4 protein-coding genes are annotated in these 20,285 nt (G+C 74.4%); all 4 read left to right on the forward strand.

Annotated elements, in window-relative coordinates; all coding sequences use genetic code 11:
• Positions 1 to 82: 82 nt before the first annotated feature.
• On the forward strand, positions 83 to 2,491 hold the full coding sequence (locus RMN56_RS29660; RefSeq protein WP_313721149.1) for a beta-galactosidase: 2,409 nt from the start codon (positions 83 to 85) through the stop codon (positions 2,489 to 2,491).
• Positions 2,492 to 2,636: 145 nt separating this feature from the next.
• On the forward strand, positions 2,637 to 5,120 hold the full coding sequence (locus RMN56_RS29665; protein ID WP_313721150.1) for an ATP-binding protein: 2,484 nt from the start codon (positions 2,637 to 2,639) through the stop codon (positions 5,118 to 5,120).
• Positions 5,121 to 5,230: 110 nt separating this feature from the next.
• Positions 5,231 to 13,252: a non-ribosomal peptide synthetase gene (locus RMN56_RS29670; protein ID WP_313721152.1), complete on the forward strand. Its 8,022-nt coding sequence runs from the start codon at positions 5,231 to 5,233 to the stop codon at positions 13,250 to 13,252.
• Positions 13,249 to 20,283 (forward strand): non-ribosomal peptide synthetase/MFS transporter, encoded by a 7,035-nt coding sequence (locus RMN56_RS29675; protein WP_313721154.1) that lies wholly within the window; start codon positions 13,249 to 13,251, stop codon positions 20,281 to 20,283. The genes RMN56_RS29670 and RMN56_RS29675 overlap by 4 nt, the downstream gene beginning before the upstream one ends.
• Positions 20,284 to 20,285: the final 2 nt, after the last annotated feature.

Consider the following 20,285-nt stretch of genomic DNA (forward strand, 5'->3'; position numbering starts at 1 on the left):
GTTTCAGGGCACCATAAGCAGGCGTCCGCCAGATCACAAGAGGGACCGCCTGAAGATCCGCCGAGAGGAAGAGTCACCCCGCATGTCGAGCGTTCTTCTCCACGACCGCAGGATCGTCATCGACGGTCGTCCCCGGCTGCTGCTCGCCGGGGAGGTGCACTACTTCCGGCTGCCCCGCACGGAGTGGGCAGACCGCCTCGACCGGTTGCGGGAGTGCGGCGGCGACACCGTGGCGACCTACGTGCCCTGGCTGTGGCATGAGTTGCCCGACGGCAGCGTGGACCTGACCGGTCGTACCCACGAGCAGCGCGACCTCGCCGGCTTCCTGGACCTTGCCCACGAGCGCGGCCTGTACGCGCTGGTCCGGCCCGGCCCGTTCATCATGGCCGAGATCAAGAACGAAGGCATCCCCTACCGGTTGTACGACGAGCACCCGCACCTGCTGCCGACCACCTGGGACGGCCGAACCGTCGAAACCCGGACCATCGACTACCTGGCCCCGGAGTTCCTGGCCGCGGCCGACGGCTGGTACGCCCAGGTGATGCCGGTGATCGCCGAGCGCCTCGCCGACCGCGGCGGGCCGGTGATCGGCGTCCAGCTGGACAACGAGATCGGGATGCTGTCCTGGGTGACCAACTCCCCCGACCTCACCGACGTCGTCTGCGAGGACCTGCGGCGCTGGGCCGTCGACCGGTACGGCAAGGACGTCGCGGCCGAGCGCATCGGCGCCGACCCGGGTGACCCCGACGCCTGGGCGGCGGCGCTGCGCACCCCGGCCGAGGCGCGGTCGCTGACGGTCCACGACGATCTGGGCCGCTACATGCGCGACCGGTACCGGCGGTACGTGGTCGCGCTGCGCGAATCCGCCGAACGGCACGGGGTGACCGGCGTGCCGTTCCTGATCAACGTGCACGGCACCGGAGGCGGGCGGGGCCGGACCTTCCCGATCGGCATCAGCCAGCTCTTCGAGGCCTACCGAGGTCAGCCGCAGCTCACCTCCGGCTCGGACTACTACCTCGGCGACCTCACCGTCACGAACGTCGCCGACCTGTACGTCAGCAACGCCTTCCTGGCCGCCGTGCACGACGCCCACCAGCCGCCGATGTCGCTGGAGTTCGAGGCCGGCAACGGCGACTACGGCCAGGACCTGTCCACGCTCTACCCGCCGGAGGCGATCGAGCTGAAGACCCGGCTCTGCGTGGCGCAGGGCAACCGGCTGCTCAACCTCTACCTGTTCGCCGGCGGATACAACCCGCCGCTGGCCGAGCCGGTGGGCGACGGCAACGACCGGATCGCGTTCACCGGCGAGCGGCACGGATTCGCCGCGCCCGTCGACCCGGAGGGGCGGCTCAACCCGACCTACGCCGCGGCCCGACGCGCCCTGCACGCCGTACGTGGGGTCGCCGACCTGCTCGCCGACTCCGACGAGGAGAACGACGGCCTGGCGCTCGGCTTCGTGCCCGACCACTACCTGACCGAATACCACCACCCGACCTCGGCGTCGCGGGCCGCGCAGGTCGCCGACCTGGAACGGTTCCGCGGCATGGGTCCGCGCGACGTGCTCGCCCGGGCGCTGCTGCTCGCCGGCTACTCGTTCCCGGCCGTCGACCTCCAGTCGCCGCTGCCCGCGGACACGCCGCCGGTGATCGCGCTGGCCAGCGCCGCCACGCTCGGGCGGGAGGTGCAGCAGCGGCTGGTCGAGCACCTGCGCGGCGGCGGACGGCTGCTGCTGCACGGCGTGCTGCCGGAGCGGGACCACGACGGCAGCCGGTGCACGCTGCTCGCCGACGCGCTCGGGCTGAGCTTCACCGGCCGCGTCGACGACGGGCCGCAGTCCTTCCCGTCAGTGGTCGGGCAGGGCTGGGCGGCGGGCCCGGCCGAGGCCCGGGTCGGCTACGCACAGCGGTTGGCCGGCCCCGCCGCCGAGCCCGTGCTCGTCGAGATCGGCTCCGGCGAGCCGTGCGCGGTGGAGGTCGCCGTGGGCGCCGGGCGAGCTCTCGTGATCGCTGCCGACGTGCCCTGCGACCTGGACTTCTGGCGCGCTGCGGTAGCGCGGTTCGGGGTGGGCCAACGGCTCGCCGCCAACGCCGACGGGCCCGGTCTCGTCCTCACCTCCACCGTGGACCCGGCTGGGCAGCGGCTGCTGCACCTGGTCAACGTGGCACCGTCCGCGGTGACCCTCACGCTCAGCTGGCAGGGCGTCCCGGTGCTGGCCGGCCGGCCGCTGCGGGTGCCCGCCCGCACCGGGCTGATCCTGCCCTACGGAATCCGGGTCGGCGCCGCCACGCTGGTGGAGACGACCTGCGAACTGGTCTCCCGCGACGGGAACACGGTGCTGCTGCGCCCGACCCAGGGCGACGACGAGGTGGTGCTGGCCACCGACCGGCCGATCACCGCGAGCCGCGGCAGCGTGCACGGCGCGCAGGGGCGGGTGACCGTGCGGATTTCCGGCGGACCCGACGGCGACCCGGTGCGGATCACCGTGGCCTGAGGGCGGGTCCCGGAATGCGGTCGAACGATCGGTCTAACCACTTCGCCGGGGAAGCATGCCGGCTGGTCGGCAGCGAGAAAGTCACCATCGCCGCCGGTTGATCTCACGGACCGCCCGCCCTCGGTCACGGGTCTAGCATGGTGACGTGACCGGTCAGCAAGACAAGTCGTTGCTGGGCGAGTTGCGCCGAGTCGCTGGCCTGACCCAGGAGGAGTTGGCCGAACGCACTGGGCTGACCGTGCGGGGGATCAGCAACATCGAGCGAGGTCGGGTACCCCGACCCCGCCGGCGTTCGGTCGAGGCGCTCGCCGTCGGTCTCGGCCTTCGGGGCGACCAGGTGCACCAGTTCGTCCGGCACTACTGTCCGGAAGCGACCCGGCTGCCGGCCCCCGGCGCCGCGGTGGTACCCGCGCCGGCCCAGCTGCCAGCCGCCAGCAGTTCGTTCACCGGACGAGAGCCGGAACTGGACCGGCTCGACGCGCTGTGCGCACAACGCGGGCAGGGGGTCGTGGTCGCGGTCCTGGAGGGCATGGCCGGGGTGGGCAAGACCTCGTTGGCGCTGCACTGGGCACAGCTGCGCAGAGCCGACTTTCCTGACGGTCAGCTGTTCGCGAACCTGCGGGGATACGGTCCCGGCACAGCGGCCGAGCCGAGTGAGGTGCTGCGGTCCTTCCTGCGGGCGTTCGACGTACCGGCGGCGGAGGTGCCGGCGGACCTCGACGAGCGGTCCGCCCTGCTGCGCAGCGTGCTGGCCACCCGTTCAGTGCTCCTCGTGCTGGACAACGCGCGCTCCGCCGAGCAGGTACGGCCGCTGCTACCCGGGCACCCCGGCTGCGTGGTGGTGGTGACCAGCCGCACGATGCTGCACGGCCTGACCATCAGCAACGACGCGCACCGGGTGACGGTGCCGCTGTTCACCGACGTCGAGTCGCGGTCGCTGTTCGGCCGGCTGGCGGGTGCCGCCCGGCTGGGCACCGACCAGGCCGACGTCGCCGATGTCGTGTCGGGCTGCGGCGGGCTCCCGCTGGCCCTGCGGATCGTGGCCGAGCGGCTCGGCCACGAACGGGAACTGTCGGAACTGGCGGCGGCGATGCGCTCGGCCGGCGACCGCCTCGACGCGCTGACGACGGAGGAGGAGAGAACCTCCCTACCCGCCGTGCTCTCGTGGTCCTACCGCACCCTGCCCAGGGACGTCGCCGACGCGTTCCGGCTGCTCGGCCTCCATCCCGGCCCGCACTGGGAGCCGGCTGCGGCGGCGGCCCTGCTGGGTGTCCGGGTCCCCGAGGCCCGCCGGTTGCTTCACCTGCTGGTGGAGGGTCACCTGCTCGAGCGCCGGGCAGACGGCCGGTACGAATTCCACGACCTGGTGCGCGACTACGCCCGGGGCCTGGCGGGCGCCGCGCCGCGGAATCGTTGGTGCGAGCCGGTCCGCCGGCTGGCCGAGCATTGCCTGACGCGGGCGGTCGCCGCGGCGGAGCTGATCGCGCCGCCCGATCCCAACCGCCGGCCCCTGCTCACACCGGTCACCGCGGTCGACCGCTCGTTCGCCGGGCCCGAGGATGCCGCCGCCTGGCTAGCCACGGAACTGCCCACGCTGCTGGCGGTCGCGGAGCAGTCGGCGGGCATGCGCCAGGCCGAGGGCACCAGCTACGCGCGGGACCTGTCCACCGTGCTGTGGCAGGCGTTGCGGGTGCACGGCCACTACAGCGTCCTGCGCACTCTCCACGGTCTCGCGCTCGCCGAGGCGCGGGCCGCCGCGGACGCGGTCGGGGTGCAGCAGGCGCTGGTCGACCTGGCGACGGTATGCGCCCGGCTCGGCCACTACGACGAGGCGGTGGAACACCTCACCGAGTGCCTGGCGGTCGACGGGAGTCCGGCCGTCGCCGGGCGCGCGTACAACATCCTGGGGGTCGTGCAGGCTCAGCTGGGCCGGTACGAGCCCGCGGCACGCCACCTCCGGCAGGCGGTCGCCCTGGCCAGGGAGACGGCCGACAGCTTGAACGAGGGGCGGTCGCTGAGCAACCTGGGTTTCCTCCACGAGCGCCAGGGCGAGCTGGACGCCGCGCTCCGGTGCTACGCCGACTGCCTGACCATCGCGCAGGCCCACGGCGACCGGCCCAGCGAGGCGATCGCGCTGCACAACCTCGGCGACGTCTACCGCGCCCTCGGCCACTACCAGGCCGCCCGCAAGCACCTGGACCGGTCCCTGGCGGTCAGCAGGGCCGTCGGGCACCGGGAGGCGGAAGGATACGCGCTGGCCTACCTCGGGCTGGTGCACCTGCACCTCGGTGACCCGGGGACCGCGCGCCGGTACCAGGAGGCCGCGCTGGCCATCGCCGTCGAGACCGGCATCCGTCCGCTGGAGACGCTGGCGAACAACGGTCTCGGCGACATCGCCCGGGCCAGCGGCAACCGCCCCGCGGCTCTGGCGCACTACCTGCGCGCCTGCGACCTCGCCCGGCTCACCCAGGAGCCGCACGAGGAGGCCCGGGCGCTGGACGGGATCGCCGCGACCTACGACGACGCCGGCGACCAGGCCAAGGGTGCGCCGTACCGCCGGCACGCGCGGTCGCTCTACGAGGCGATGGGGGTCACGGCGGGCCAGGCCGGCTCGGGCGTCCGCCGCTGACCGGAACTTCCGGACCGAAAGTTCCGGTCCGTTGTTCATGGACCGGGCCGGGTCCAGGCCAGTTCAATCTGCCCGCGGGGCGATCCGAGAACGGGCTGGGGGGCGGCGGATTGCGGGCAGATCTTGACGCGGTCGACCGGGTACATCGGGCATTCGAGGAGCAGGCGGGCAGGACACCGCAGCGCTGCGCGCTGGTCGTCGGCGACCGGCGGATGAGCTACGCCGAACTCGACCGGGCCGCCAACGCGGTGGCGCACGCGATCCTCGACCGGGGGCTCACCCCCGGTGAGCTGGTGGGCGTGTGCCTGCGCCGCGGACCATGGCTCGTACCGGCGCTGCTCGGCGTGCTGAAGTCGGGCTGCGCGTACGTGCCGCTCGACCCGGCGTCTCCCCCGGCGCCGATCGCCTCGATCGCCGAGGACGCGCGCCTGTCCCTGGTGGTGACGGACGAGCCACGGCCACCCGCGCTCGCCGACACGACGGTCCCGGTGCTGACCACCACGGGCGTCGACCCGGCGCGGAGCGCGCCCACCGGCGTCCCGGGCGGCAGCGCCGACCTCGCCTACGTGATCTACACGTCCGGGTCCACCGGCCGCCCCAAGGGGGTCCAGGTCGAACACGGCAACGTGCTCGCGTTGCTGCGCTGGGCCGGCGGGACCTACTCGGACGAAGAATTGCGCGGAGTGCTCGGCGCGGCCTCCGTCTGCTTCGACGCCTCGGTGGCCGAGCTGTTCCCCCCGCTGGTGACCGGCGGAAGCCTCATCCTCGCCGGCAACCTGCTGGCCCTGCCGGCGCTGGACGCCCGCGACGAGGTCACCTTCGTGCAGGGCGTCCCCTCCGTGCTCTCGGTGCTCGCCAGAACGCCGCTGCCGGGCTCGGTGCGGACCGTCGCCATCGCGGGCGAGGCACTGCCGCGCGCATTGGTCGACCGCCTCTACCGCAACGAGGGCGTGCGCCGCGTGGTCAACTGCTACGGGCCGACAGAGGCGACGGTGAACTGCTCGTGCCACGAGGTCGGCCGCGACGAGCGCGGGGACCCGCCCATCGGCTCCCCGCTACCCGGCGCCTCCTTCTCCGTGCGCGACGAGCAGGGCCGGCCCCTCGCCGACGGCGAGACCGGCGAGCTGTGGGTCAGCGGCGCGCTGGTGACCCGGGGTTACCTCGGGCAGGCCGAGCTGACCGAACGCCGGTACGTGCGGGACGAGCACGGCGTGCGGCACTACCGCACCGGTGACCTGGTCCGCCGCCTCGACGGGGTGTACCACTTCGTCGGCCGCGCCGACGATCAGGTCAAGGTGCGCGGCTTCCGCGTCGAGCCCGGGCAGGTGCAGGCGGCGCTGCTCGCCCACCCGGGGGTCAGCAACGCGGTGGTCCTCGCGCCGACCGACGAGTCCGGCGAGCGCCGGCTCGTCGGCTTCGTCGAGCCGGCCGGCGACCGCGTACCCGAATCGGCGCTGCGCGAATGGCTGCGGGGACGGCTGCCCGGGCACCTGGTCCCGTCCCGGATCGCGGTGCTCGACGCGATCCCGCTGGGAACGACCGGCAAGGCCGACCGGGCGGCGCTGTCGGCCTGGGCGTTCGACCGGGACGAATCCGTCGGGTACGTCGACCCGTCCACCGAGACGGAACGCCTGGTGGCCGAGGTTATCGCGGAATCGCTCGGTCTGCCCCGGATCGGCGTGCACGACAGCTTCATCGACTCCGGCGGGCACTCGCTCGCCGCCGCGCGGGCGGTGGCCCGGCTGCGGGAGATCACGCAGCGGGCGGTGAGGCTGGAGGAGTTCCTGGCCGACGGCACGGTGGCGGCCGTCGCGCGACGGCTGGACGGGGCCGCCGCGACCCGGCCGACGGCGAAACTGGCACACCGGCCGGAGCGCACCCGCTATCCGCTGACCAACACCCAACGAGACCTGTGGACGCTCGCCCAGCTCGGCTCGACCGGCACCGCCACGACCGTCGCCTGGCGGTTGCGTTGCCACGGCGCGCTCTCCCGGGCGGCCCTGCAGGCGGCGGCGGACGCGCTGGTGGTCCGGCACCAGGCGTTGCGCAGCACGATCCGCGAGCACGACGGTGAGCCGGTGCTGCTCGTGGGGCCGGCGGCCGCGGTGCCGCTGGAGGTGCACGATCTGCGGGGGCTCGGCGAGACGGCCCGCCGCGAGCGGGCCGCCCAACTGGTGACCGCGGCGGCACGGCACGCGTTCGACCTGCGCGCCGACAGGCCGCTCCTGCGGATCACCGTGCTCCGGTGGTCCGACGACCTCGCCGATCTGGTGGTGGTCTCCGACCACATCGCGGCCGACGGCGCGTCCATCGGCGTGATCATGAAAGAACTCGCCGCGGCCGTCGGCGCGGCGCAGCACGGCGACCCGCTCCCGGAGGCGGCCGCGGCGGCGCAGATCGGTGACGTCGCACTGCGCGAACGCGCGCTCGCCGAGGTTGACGGCGAGCGGGACCGGTGGGTCCGGTACTGGACCGCGGAGCTGGCCGGGGCCGCGCCGCCGGACGCACTGTTCGATCGGGTCGCGCACGGCGCCCAGCGGTTCCTCGGCGACCGGATCACCGTTGCGCTTCCCGAGTCGCTGCGGTCGTCGGTGCGTACGCTCGCCGGGACCGCCGGGGTCACCCCGTTCGCGGTGTACCTGTCGGCCCTCGGTGTGCTGGTCGGTGAGCTGGTCGACGGGTCGGACGTGCTGCTGGGGATGGCCGCCGCGCAGCGTGACCTGGCGGAGCTCGAGCACACGGTCGGCCCCCTGGTCGACGTGCTCCCGGTCCGGCTGCGGCCGGCGGCGGACCGGTCGTTCCAGGAGTTCCTGCGCGAGGCCATGCACACCTCGGTCCGGGCCATCGACCACCGCGGACTGCCCGTCGGCGAGTTGACCGCCCTGTGGTCCGGTGAGCGCGCGGCCGGCGTACCGCTGACGCCGGTGTCGATCGCGGTGCAGCCCGCCGACCTGCCGGTGTCGGCCCACGGGCCGGGGGTACGCCTCGACCTGCTCGGCGAGTTGCCCACCGGCGGCAGCCACAACCCGCTGACCGTCTTCATCAACGAGCACGTCGACGGCGGTGAGCTGATCATCGAGCACGACCCGTCCTGGCTCTCCGCCGACCGGGCCCGGTGTTTCACCCGCTCGCTGCTGCACCTGCTGCACACGGTGGTCGCCGCGCCCGACGTGCCGCTCTCCGCACTCGAGCTGGTGTCACCGGAGGAGCGGGCGGAACTGCTCGCCTGGGGCACCGGCGCAGACCTGCCCGGGGCGGACGCGGCCGGTGTGCCCGAGGCGGTGCTCGGGCACGCGCAGCGGACCCCCGACGCGGTCGCGGTGTGCGCCACGGGCGGGACGCTGACGTACGCGGAGCTCGTCGGCCGGGCCGACCAGGTCGGCCGCGCGCTGGTCACGGCGGGAGTCCGGCCCGGTGACGCGGTCGGCGTGTGCCTGCCCCGCGACGAGCTGTTACCGGCCCTGCTGCTGGCTGTGTGGCGCGCCGGAGCCGGCTACCTGCCATTGGACCCGGACCAGCCGGTGGGCCGGCTGGCCCGAATCGGCGCCGAGGCGGGCGTCCGGGTCGTGCTCGCCCGGGGTGCGGCCCGGGAGGTCGGCGCGGCGGTCGTCGCCGCAGTGCCGGCGGCGGTCCTGGTCGACGCCGACGACCTGGGCGGCGCCGGCCCAGCCGTCGACCTGGTGCTGCCGGGCGGCGATGCGCTCGCCTACGTGCTGTACACGTCCGGTTCGACCGGGCAGCCGAAGGGCGTCGAGATAACCCACGCGAACCTGGCTGCCTTCGTCCGGTCCCGGGGACGATCTCCCGGGCTGACGCGGGACGACGCGATGCTGGCGATCGCACCGCTCGCCTTCGACGTGTCCGCCGAGGAGCTGTGGTGGCCGCTCGCCACCGGCGCCCGCTGCGTGGTCGCCGACCGCGACTGCGCGGTCGACGGTCACCAGCTCGCGCGGCAGATCGCCGACACCGGGGTCACCCTCGTCGACCTGACGCCGACGAGCCTGCGGATGCTCCTCGCGGCCGGCTGGAGCGGCGATCCCGGGCTGCGGCTGCTGCTCGGCGGCGAGGTGCTCGAACCGGTGCTCGCCCGCCGGGTGCTGCCGTTGGTCGGCGAGCTGTGGAACGGCTACGGGCCGACGGAGACCACGGTCGCGGCGACCGCGCACCGGGTGACCCGGTACGACACCACCGCGACCCGGGTGCCGATCGGCACTCCCACGCCCGGCGCGCGGCTCTACGTGATGGACGCCGCCGGCCGGCTCGCCCCTCCGGGCGCGGTCGGTGAGCTGTGGATCGGCGGCACCGGGGTCGCCCGCGGCTACCGTGGGCGACCCGAGTTGACCCATACGGCGTTCGTCGCCGACCCGGTCCGTCCCGACCGGCGCTGTTACCGCACCGGGGATCTCGTCCGGTGGCGTCCGGACGGGACCCTCGACTTCCTCGGCCGCACGGACGACCAGGTGAAGGTGCGGGGCAACCGGTTCGAGCTCGGCGAGATCGAATCCGTGCTGCGCGGCCTGCCCGAGGTGACCGGTGCCGCCGTCGCGGTCGTCACCGACGGGGTGGACGCCCACGTGGTCGGCTACCTCACTCCGGCGACGGTCGACCCGGCGGCGGTGGACCGACGCGCGCGGCAGCTGCTGCCCGGCTACATGGTGCCCAGCCGGTGGCACCCGCTGGACTCGCTCCCCAGGCTGCCCAACGGCAAGCTCGACCGGCGTGCGCTCGGGGCGGTCCCGGCGCCTGCCGCCGCCCCGGCCGCACCGCTGTCATCGGCCCAGACGGTCGTCGCCGAGGTGTGGCGCGCCTGCCTGGAGGTCGACGAGATCGGCCCGGACAGCGACTTCTTCGCGCTCGGTGGCCGGTCGCTGGCGGCCACCCGGGTGGTCGGCCTGCTGCACGCCGCACTGGGCCGCCGGATCACCGTGCGCACCCTGTTCGACCACCCGGTGCTCGCCGACTTCACCGCCCGGCTGGCCGTCGAGGCGGCAGCCGAGGAACCGCCACTGGTCCCCCGCACGGACCCCTCGGCGCCGGCCCCGCTCTCGTCGGCGCAACGGCGGCTCTGGTTCGCCGCCCGGCTGGACCCGGACAGCACCGCCTACCACGCACCGACGGTGCTGCGGATCCGCGGCGCCCTGGACGAGTCGCGGCTGCACCGGGCCGTACGAGGGCTCGCCGTGCGCCACCATGTGCTGCGGAGCCGGTTCACCGAACTCGACGGCGAACCGGTCGCCGTCGTTGGGCCGGCCGAACAGGTGGCCGTGTCCACCGTCGACGTGGCCGAGCACGCCCTGGACAGCGCCGTCGCGGCCGAGGTGCGGCGGCCCTTCGAGCTGCACACCGGGCCGCCCATGCGGGCGGTGCTGCTGCGGGTCACGCCGGCCGACCACGTGCTGGTGCTGACCTACCACCACATCGTCACCGACGCGGTGTCCCAGCAGCTGCTGCTGAGCGAACTCGACCTGCTCTACCGCACCGGGCCCGAGGACTGGCCGCCGCCACCCGCCCTCCAGTACGCCGACCACGCCGCCTGGGAGCACGGGCTCGATCCGGCGGACCGCGCGCGGCACCTGGACTGGTGGCAGCAGCAGCTCGCCGACCTACCCGCGGCGCTGCGGCTGCCGGCCGACCGGCCCGCCAGCACCGACTGGCCGGCCGACGAGGTCGACGTACGGCTGCCGGCGGAGCTGACCAGCCGGATCAGGGCACTGGCGGCCACCAGCGGCAGCACTCCGTTCACGGTGCTGCTCGCCGGCTGGCAGCTGCTGCTGGCCCGGCTGGCCGGCGTACGGGACCTGGCGGTGGCGGTGCCGCACAACGGCCGCCGCGGCGCCGAACTGGCCGAGATGATCGGCTTCTTCGTCAACACCGTGGCGATCCGGGCGGACCTGCGCGACGACGTCCGGTCCGGACACGAGTTGCTGTCCCGGACCCGGCGCACGTTGCTCGACGCGCTCGCCCACGCGGACACGCCGTTCGACGAGGTCGTGCAGCGGCTGGCACCGGACCGGGACCCGGCGAGCACCCCGGTGTGCCAGGTCATGGTGAACCTGCTGGAGCGGCCGGCAGAGGTGATGCTCGGTGGGCTCGACGTCGAACTGGTGCCACAGCCGGTCAGCACCGCGCTGTTCGACCTGAACCTCGATCTCGTCGATGCCGGCGCGGCGTACCAGGGTCGGCTGGTCTTCCGTACCGCCCTGTTCGACCGGCGGACGGTCACCCGCTGGGCGCGGTGGTACGTCACCCTCCTGGACCGGCTCACCGCCGACCCGGACGCGCCGCCGTCGGCGCTCACCGTGCTGGACGACGCCGAGCGGGCCGCGGTGCTCGCCTGGGGCACGGGCGACCCGCTGCCCAAGGCCGGGACCGTGGTGACCGAGGTGCTCGCGCGGGCGCAGGAGCACCCCGACTCGGTGGCCGTCAGCTCGCCGGACGGCCGGCTGACCTATCGCGACCTGGTCGACTGGTCGGCCCAGGCGGCCGGCGCGCTGCTGACCGCGAAGGTTGCCCGGGGCGACGTGGTCGGCGTGTGCCTGCCCCGCGACGAGTACCTGCCCGGAGCGCTGCTCGGCGTGTGGCGGGCCGGGGCGGCGTACCTGCCGCTGGACCCGGACCATCCCGCCGAGCGGCTCGCGGAGCTGGCCACCGACGCGGGGGTGCGCGTCGTCGCAGCACGCGGCGCCGCGGTCGATGTCGCGCGCGGCGCGTTGCCGCAGCTGACGGTCGTGGACCTGGACGCGCCCCACCCCGGTCCGGCCACCATGCCGCCGGCCCCCGACGGCGACGACCTGGCCTACGTCCTCTACACCTCCGGCTCGACCGGCCGGCCGAAGGGCGTCGAGGTCACCCACGCCAACCTCGACGCGCTGGTCAGCGCCTCCCGGCAGGTCATGGAGGTCCGGCCCACCGACACCTGGCTGGCCGTCGCGCCACTGGTGTTCGATGTGGCGACCGGCGAGATCTGGACCACGCTGACCGCGGGAGCGCACTGCGCGATCGCCGACCGGGACTGCGCCGTGGACGGCCACGCCTTGGTCAAGCGGCTGGTCACCACCGGTGCCACCCGGTTCAACCCGACGCCGACGACGTTGCGGATGTTGCTCGCCGCCGGCCTGCCCGTGCTGCCGGCGCTGCACGTACTCGCCGGTGGTGAGGCACTCGATCCGGCCCTGGCGCGGCAAGTCGTTCCCCTGGTCGCCAGCCTGCGCAACTGTTACGGCCCGACGGAGACGACCGTCACCGCGACCACCCACCGGGTGACCGGCGACGACCTGACGGGCGCCGGGCCGGTGCCGATCGGCCGGCCGATCCGCGGCGCGCTGCTCACCGTGGTCGATCCGTTCGGGCAGCCGGCGCTGCCCGGCGCGGTCGGCGAGCTGTACGTCGGTGGCGCCGGGGTGGCCCGGGGCTACCGCAACCGCGCTGACCTGACCCGCGACGCGTTCGTGACGGACCCGCTCCGCGGGGAGCGTTGCTACCGCACGGGCGACCTGGTCCGCTGGCGCGACGGCGGTGTGCTGGACTTCCACGGCCGCGCCGACCACCAGGTGAAGATCCGCGGCAACCGGGTGGAACTCGGCGAGGTGGAGAACGTGCTGCGCGGCACGGCGGGCGTCGCCGACGCCGTCGTCGTGGTGGTCCGCGAAGGAGAGGGCGAACCCCACCTCGTCGGCTACCTCACCCCGGCCACGGTGGACGTCGAGCGGGTCGCAAAGCGGCTGCGCCACCGGTTGCCCGACTACGCGGTACCGCACCGTTGGGTGTCGCTCGACGCGTTCCCGACCACGGCGACGGGCAAGGTCGACCGGGGCGGGCTGCCCGCGCCGGCGGTCGCGGCCCGGCCGGCGGTCGCGGCGGAGTCCGCCGTCGAAGAGCTGGTCGCGGTGACCTGGGCGGACGTGCTCGGCTGTGCACAGATCGGCGCGCTGGACGACTTCTTCGGCCTCGGCGGGCACTCGCTCGCCGCGACGAAGGTGGTGGGCCGCCTGCAGGAGGCCCTCGAGTTTCCGATCCCGGTGCGCTGCCTGTTCGACCGACCCGTGTTGCGGGACTTCGCGGCGGAACTGGAACGGATCGCGCTGGCGAGCATCGCCGACGACGACCTCACCCCGGGCGGGAGCACGCCATGACCGAGTCCGTGACCACCCCCGCCCAGCGGCGCGTACGCGAGCTGCTGGAACGCCGGGCCGCGGCGGCGCTGCGCAACGGCACGACCCAGCCGGCGCAGCGAATCCCGCCTCGCGCCGCCGACGCGGGTCCGACTCCGCTCTCCCCCGCGCAGGCCCGGCTCTGGTTCCTGGCCCGGTTCGAGCCCGCCGGGCACGCCTACAACCTGCCGGTGGTGTTGGCGCTGACCGGGCGCCTCGACGCGGCGGCGCTGGGGGACGCCGTCCGCGACGTCGCGGGCCGGCACGACATCCTGCGCAGCGTGTACCGGGAGGTCGACGGGGAGCCCCGGGCCTGGCCGCGACCGGTCACCGAGGTGCCGGTGGTCGAGGTGAACGTCGACGCCGGGCAGCTCGACGCGGCGGTCGCCGCCGAAGCCGCCCGCCCGTTCGCGCTCGCCGACGAGCCGCCGATGCGCGCCGCGCTGTTCCGGGTGGCCGACGAGCACCACGTGCTGGCGCTGACCTTTCACCACATCGCCATGGACGCGACGTCCACCGCCGTGGTGCTCGACGACCTCGCCGGGTGCTACGCGGCGCGGCTCGGCACCCGGCCGGCTCCGCCGCCGCCTGCCCTGCAGTACGCCGACGTGGTGGCCTGGGCCGGGAGCCGGCCGGACACCTCCGCCGCCGACCTCGACTGGTGGTGCCGGCAGCTGACCGGGCTGGCGCCGGTGCTGGAGCTGCCGACCGACCGGCCGCGTCCGGTGACCGCGGGGGACGACGGCGCCGAGGTGCCCGTCGAGGTGCCGCCCGAGCTGACGGCACGGCTGCGGGAGGTGGCCCGGGTCACCGGTTGCACCCCGTTCATGGTGTTCCTGGCCTGCTGGCAGGCCCTGCTGGCCAGACTGGCGGGCACGGCGGACGTCGCGGTGGGCGTGCCGGAGTCCGGGCGCCGTCACCCCGGCGTGGAACGGGTCGTCGGCTGCTTCGTCAACACCCTGGTGGCGCGCACCGACCTCACCGGGGTCGGCACGGGACGGGAACTGCTCGCCACGGTCCGGGACACGGTGCTGCAGGCGTTCGCCCACCCGGATGTGGCGTTCGAGCGGATCGTGGAGCGGGTCGCCCCGAGGCGCAGCCTGGACGCCTCGCCGGTGTTCCAGGTGATGCTCAACGTGCTGGACGACCTGCAACCGGCGCCGGACCTGCCCGGCCTCGCCGTACGGGTGACCGCGCCGCCGGTACGCAGCGTCAAGTTCGACCTGAACCTCGCCCTGTCCCGGGTCGCCGCCGGTTACCGGGGCGGATTGGCCTTCCGCACCGACCTGTTCGACCGCGGCACCGCCGAGCGGCTCGCCCGCTGGTTCGTGGCACTGCTGGACGGGGTCACGGCGGACCTCGACCGGCCCGTCGCCGAGGTACCACTTGAGTTGGTGGCGGGCCCGGTGCTGGCCGGACCGGCGGCTGGTCCGGTCACGCACCGGCCGGTGCACCGGCAGATCGAGGAGAACGTCGACCGGTGTCCCGACGCGGTCGCCGTGGTCGGGTCGACCGGCTTGTTGACCTACCGGCAGCTCGACGAGCGCGCGAACCGGCTCGCGCACCGGCTGCTGTCCCTCGGCGTACGCGCCGACGAGCCGGTCGGGATACTGCTCGAGCAGGGCACCGACGTCGCCTGCGCCGTGCTGGGGATCATGAAGGCCGGCGGGGCGTACCTGCCGATGGACACCACCTACCCGCCGGCGCGGACCGCCGGCATCCTCCGCGCGGCGGGTGCGCGGATCCTGCTCGCCGAACCCGGCCTCGGCCGGGACCTGCCCGGCGTCACCGTGCTGACCGTCGACGACGCCGTCGCCGGCCGGCCGTACGGCCGGCCGCAGGTCGCCGTCGACGGGCACGACCTGATCCACGTGATCTTCACGTCCGGGTCGACAGGCGCCCCGAAGGGCGTGGCGGTCGAGCACCGCAACGTGGCCCACTACCTGGCCGGCATGCTGCCGCGGCTGGGGGACGTGGCGGGCGCCTCGTTCGCGGTGGTCTCCACCCCGGCCGCCGACTTCGGCCTGACCTGCGTGTACGGCGCGCTGACCACCGGTGGCACGGTGCACCTGGTGGACCGGGACACGGCGATGTACCCGGAGGCGTTCGCCGCGTACCTCGCCGAGCATCCGGTCGACGTGCTCAAGTGCGTACCGAGCCACCTCGAGCTGCTGGCCCGGCACGGCGACCTGGCCGCGGTGCTGCCCCGACGGCTGCTGATCCTGGCGGGTGAGGCGTGTCCGTGGACGCTCGTCGAGCGGGTCGAACGCGCCCGCCCGGGGCTGCGGGTGCAGAGCCACTACGGGCACACCGAGAGCACGATGATCTCGATGACCTGCGACGTCGCCGGGATCCCGCTGGCGGAACGGGTCGGCTACGTCCCGCTCGGCACGCCGCTGCCCGGCGTCGTGGGCTACCTCGTCGACCGGGCAGGCGCCGTCGTACCGGCCGGCGTGGCCGGCGAGCTGATGATCGGCGGGCCGCAGATCGCCCGGGGCTACCTCGGCGACGACGAGTTGACGGCGAGCCGGTTCCGCCCCGACCCGCTGGGCACCGGCGTCCGGTGCTTCCGCAGCGGCGACCTGCTGCGAGTACGCCCCGACGGCACCGTGCAGTTCCGGGGCCGGGCCGATGACCAGGTGAAGGTCCGTGGCCATCGGGTGGAACTCGGCGAGGTGACCGCGGCCCTGCGTGATCTGGACGGGGTGGCCGAGGCGGTGGTGCTGCCGGTCGGTGCCGGCCTGGATCGCCGGCTCGCCGCCTGGCTGGTCGCGGAGCCGGGCACCGAACTGAACGTCGCCGTGGTGCGCCGGACGTTGCGGGACCGGCTACCCGACTACATGGTCCCCACCTCGCTGACGGTCCTGGATCGGCTACCGCTCAACGCCAACGGCAAGATCGACCGTGCCGCGCTGCCCGCCGCGGCCGCCCCGCCGCCACCGGTACGCCGGCCGGTGGCGAGCCCGGCCGAACGGCTCGTGGCACGGATCTGGAGCGAGGTGCTGGACCTCGCGGACGTGGCCGCCGACGACGACTTCTTCGCCGTCGGCGGGCACTCGTTCGCGGCCGTGCGGGCGGCTGGGCGGCTGGGCGAGGCGCTGCGCCGGGACGTACCCGTGCGGACCGTGTTCGAGCACCCCGTGCTCGCGGATCTCGCCGTCGTGCTGCAGTCCCGCGCCGGCGACGGGTTCGGCGGTGCGCCCATCCCCATGCGGCCCGATCCGGAGGCGCCCGCGCCGCTCTCCTCCGCCCAGGCCCGGCTCTGGTTCCTCGACCTGCTCGAGCCGGGTCCGGCGTACCACACCGATCTCGTGCTGCGGCTGCGCGGCCCGGTGGACGCGGACGCGCTGGCGCTCGCGGTCCACGACGTGGCGGCCCGCCACGTCGTGCTGCGCAGCCTGATCGAGGAACGGGACGGCATCCCGACGGCCGTGCCGGTGCCGGCCGAGCGGCTGCCCGTCCCGATTGTGGACATCCCGGCGGACCGGGTCGACGCGGCCTGCGCGGCCGAGTTGCAGCGGCCGTTCGCGCTCGACCGGGAGCCCCCGCTGCGGGCCACCCTGTTCCGGATCACCCCCGACCACCACGTGCTCGCCCTCACCGTGCACCACATCGCCACCGACAACTGGTCCCGGGGCATCATCGGCGCCGACCTGGCCGCCGCCTACGTCGACCGGGTGGCCGGCCGCGCGCCGGCCCTGCCACCTCCCGTGCAGTACGCGGACTACGCCGCCTGGCTGGTCGGCCGCCAGCGCACCGAGGACCTCGACTGGTGGTGCACACGGCTCGCCGACCTGCCCCCGGTGCTGGCCCTGCCGACCGACCGGCCCCGCCCGGCGGTGGCCGACTGGTCCGGCGACCACCTGCGGTTCGCCCTTCCCGCCGGGCTCGTCGAGCAGCTGCGCCGGGTCGCGGCCGAGGTGGGCGTCACGCCGTTCATGGTTTTGCTGACCTGCTGGCAGGAACTGCTCGGCCGGCTCGCCGGCACCGACGACGTCGCGGTCGGCGTGCCGGAGGCCGGTCGCCATCACCCGGACGTCGAATCGACCGTCGGCTGCTTCGTCAACACCCTCGTCCTGCGGACCGACCTCGGGGGCGAGCCGACGGTGCGGGAACTGCTCAACCGGGTCCGCGAGACGGTGCTCGGCGCGTTCGCCCACGCCGAGACGCCGCTGGAGCGGATCATCGAACGGCTCCAGCCGGACCGGTCCGTCGCCGCGACGCCGCTGTTCCAGGTGTTGCTCAACGTGCTCGACCAGCCGGCCGCGCCGCCGCGCATCCCCGGCCTGGACGTGACGGTGGCCCGCGCGACGACGGATCGGGTGAAGTTCGACCTCAGCATGGTTCTGGTCAGCGATGGCGATAGCTACCTCGGTGGCCTCGCCTACCGGACCGACCTGTTCGATCCGAGCACCGTCGACGGGATCGCGGCCGACTTCCAGCGGTTGCTGGCCGGGATGCTGGCCGACGTGGACGCGCCGGTCCGGCCGATCCCTGCGGGGCCCGACGGGCGCGGCACACGGCCGGCCCGCAATCACATCGGCCGCGCGGCACCGGAACTGTCCCCCGCCGCCACGGCGACCGCGGTGCGGGCCCCGGGCACGCCGAGCGAGCTGCGGGTGGCGGCGGTGTGGGCCGAGGTGCTCGACGTGGCCGACTTCGGGGTGGACGACGACTTCTTCGCCCTCGGCGGTCACTCGTTCACCGCGGTCCGCGCGGTCCGGCTGCTCGACGAGCGGCTGCGGGTCATCGACCTCTTCCTGCACCCGACCGTGCGACAGCTGGCCGCGTACCTCGACGCCGGGGCTGGTCAGCAGGCCGGCGAAGCCGGGTTGCTGCACCGGCTCTCCCCGGCGCGTACCGACGGCCCGCCGGACGTGACGCTGATCTGCGTGCCCTATGGGGGCGGTTCGGCCGCGGTCTTTCAGCCCTTGGCCAACGAGCTGGCCGCGGGGCCGGGGATCGCGATCGAGGTACGCGCCGTCGAGCTGCCCGGACACGACGCCGCCCGGCCGGACGAGGCGTTCTGCACCGTCGACGAGATCGTGGCCCGGCTCGCCGACGAGATCGCCAGGACCGTCTCCGGCCCGGTGGCGGTGTACGGGCACTGCGTCGGCTCGGCGGTTGCCACCGCGCTCGCCGCCCGGCTCGAGGCGGACGGCAGGAGCGTCATGGGCGTGGTGGTGGCCGGCAGCTTCCCAGCCGCCCGCCTGCCCGGCCGGCTGTCGGCCTGGCTGCAGCGCCGGTTCCCGCGGGAGCGCTGGGTGGCCGACCGGTTGTACCGGGACACCCTGCGGGCCACCGGTGGCCTGCTCGACGACATGGACGAGCAGGCCAGCGCGGCGGCGTTGCGCGCCCTGCGACACGACGCCGCGCAGGCGCAGGCGTGGTTCGGCACCAGGCTCCAGGCCGAGGCCGGGCAGTCGCCTCGGCCGTCCGCCCCGGTCCTGTGCATCGTCGGGTCGAGCGACCCGGCGACCGAGCTCTACCAGGAGCGGTACCGGGAGTGGGGCGCGTTCGGCGACCGCGTCGAACTCGCCGTGCTGCCGAAGGCGGGGCACTACTTCCTGCGCCACCAGGCGGCCGAGGCGGCCGAGCTGCTCCGGACCCGGCTCGCCCGCTGGGCCGCCGGGGACCTGCCGGCGCGAGTCGACGACGTCCCGGTCGGCGGCGAGCAGGCCCGGCGTGGTCTGCGCGCCTTCTACACGGTGGCCGGTGGCCAGGCCGTCTCGCAGATCGGCAACGAGCTGAGCGCCTTCGCTCTCGGCGTCTGGGCCTACCAGCGCAGCGGACGGGTCGTCGACCTCGCCCTGGTCGTGCTGCTCGCCCGGGTGCCGGCCATGCTGCTGACCCCGGTGGGCGGGGCGCTCGCCGACCGGGTCGACCGCAGGCGGATCATGCTCTGCTGCGAGCTGGTCAGCGGGGCGGCGATGGCACTGTTGGCCGTGCTGGTCGCGATGCAGCGGCTGGACCTGGTGGCGGTCTGCACGATCGTCGGGGTGACCTCGCTGGCGACGGCGTTCCACCAGCCCGCCTACCTGGCCGCGATCGCCCAGCTGGTGCCCAAGCCCTACCTCCCGCAGGCCAACGGGCTGGCCAACATCGGCGGCGGCGTCGGCACCGTGCTGGGGCCGATCCTCGGCGGCGTGCTGATGGGGCTGTCCGGGCTGACCTCCGTCGTCGTGGTCGACGTGGCCACCTTCGCCGTCGGGGTCGTCACGCTGCTGGTGGTGCGGTTCCCGAACCGGCTGTTCTTCACCCAGCAGGAGCCGTTCGCGAAGGCGGTCACCGGTGGTCTCCTGTTCGTCCTGCGCCGCCGGCCCCTGCTGGTGATGATCGGCTACTTCGCCGTCGTCAACTACTTCACGGCCCTCATGTGGGTCGCGCTCACCCCGCTGGTCCTGTCGATCGGTTCCCCCGCACACCTCGGCCTGGTCAGCGCGATCGGCGGCGTCGGCGCGGCGGTCGGCGCCCTCGTGGTGATCGGCTGGGGCGGTACGGCACGCCGGGCCACCGGCATGCTCGCCTTCGTGGTCGGCTCCGGCGCCGGGGTGCTGCTGATGGGGGCCTGGCCCTCGGTGGCGGTGATCGCCATCGGCCTGTTCATCCGGCTGGCCTGCATGAGTATCGGCAACGCCCACTGGCTGTCGATCATCCAGACCAAGGTCGGCCAGCAGTTGCAGGGCCGGGTCCTGGCCATCAACGTCATGCTGGCGACGGCCATGCAGCCGCTCGGCTTCCTGACCGCCGGCCCGCTCGCCGACGAGCTGTTCGGCCCGGCCGCCCGCAGGGTCGGCGCACTCGATCCGCTCACCGCGAACAACGCCCATGCCGGGGTAGCCGGACTGATGGTCGCCTCAGGCGTCGTGCTGGTGGTCTGGGGTGTGCTCGGGCTGCGGTACCGCCCGCTGCGACGCATCGAGGACCTGCTGCCGGACGCACCCCCACCCGCCGAGATCGACGACGACCTCGACCGGGTGCAGGCGCTCGCCGACCGGACGCTGGTCCGGTGACG

It is taken from the genome of Micromonospora halotolerans (assembly GCF_032108445.1).
Classification (GTDB): Bacteria; Actinomycetota; Actinomycetes; order Mycobacteriales; family Micromonosporaceae; genus Micromonospora; species Micromonospora halotolerans.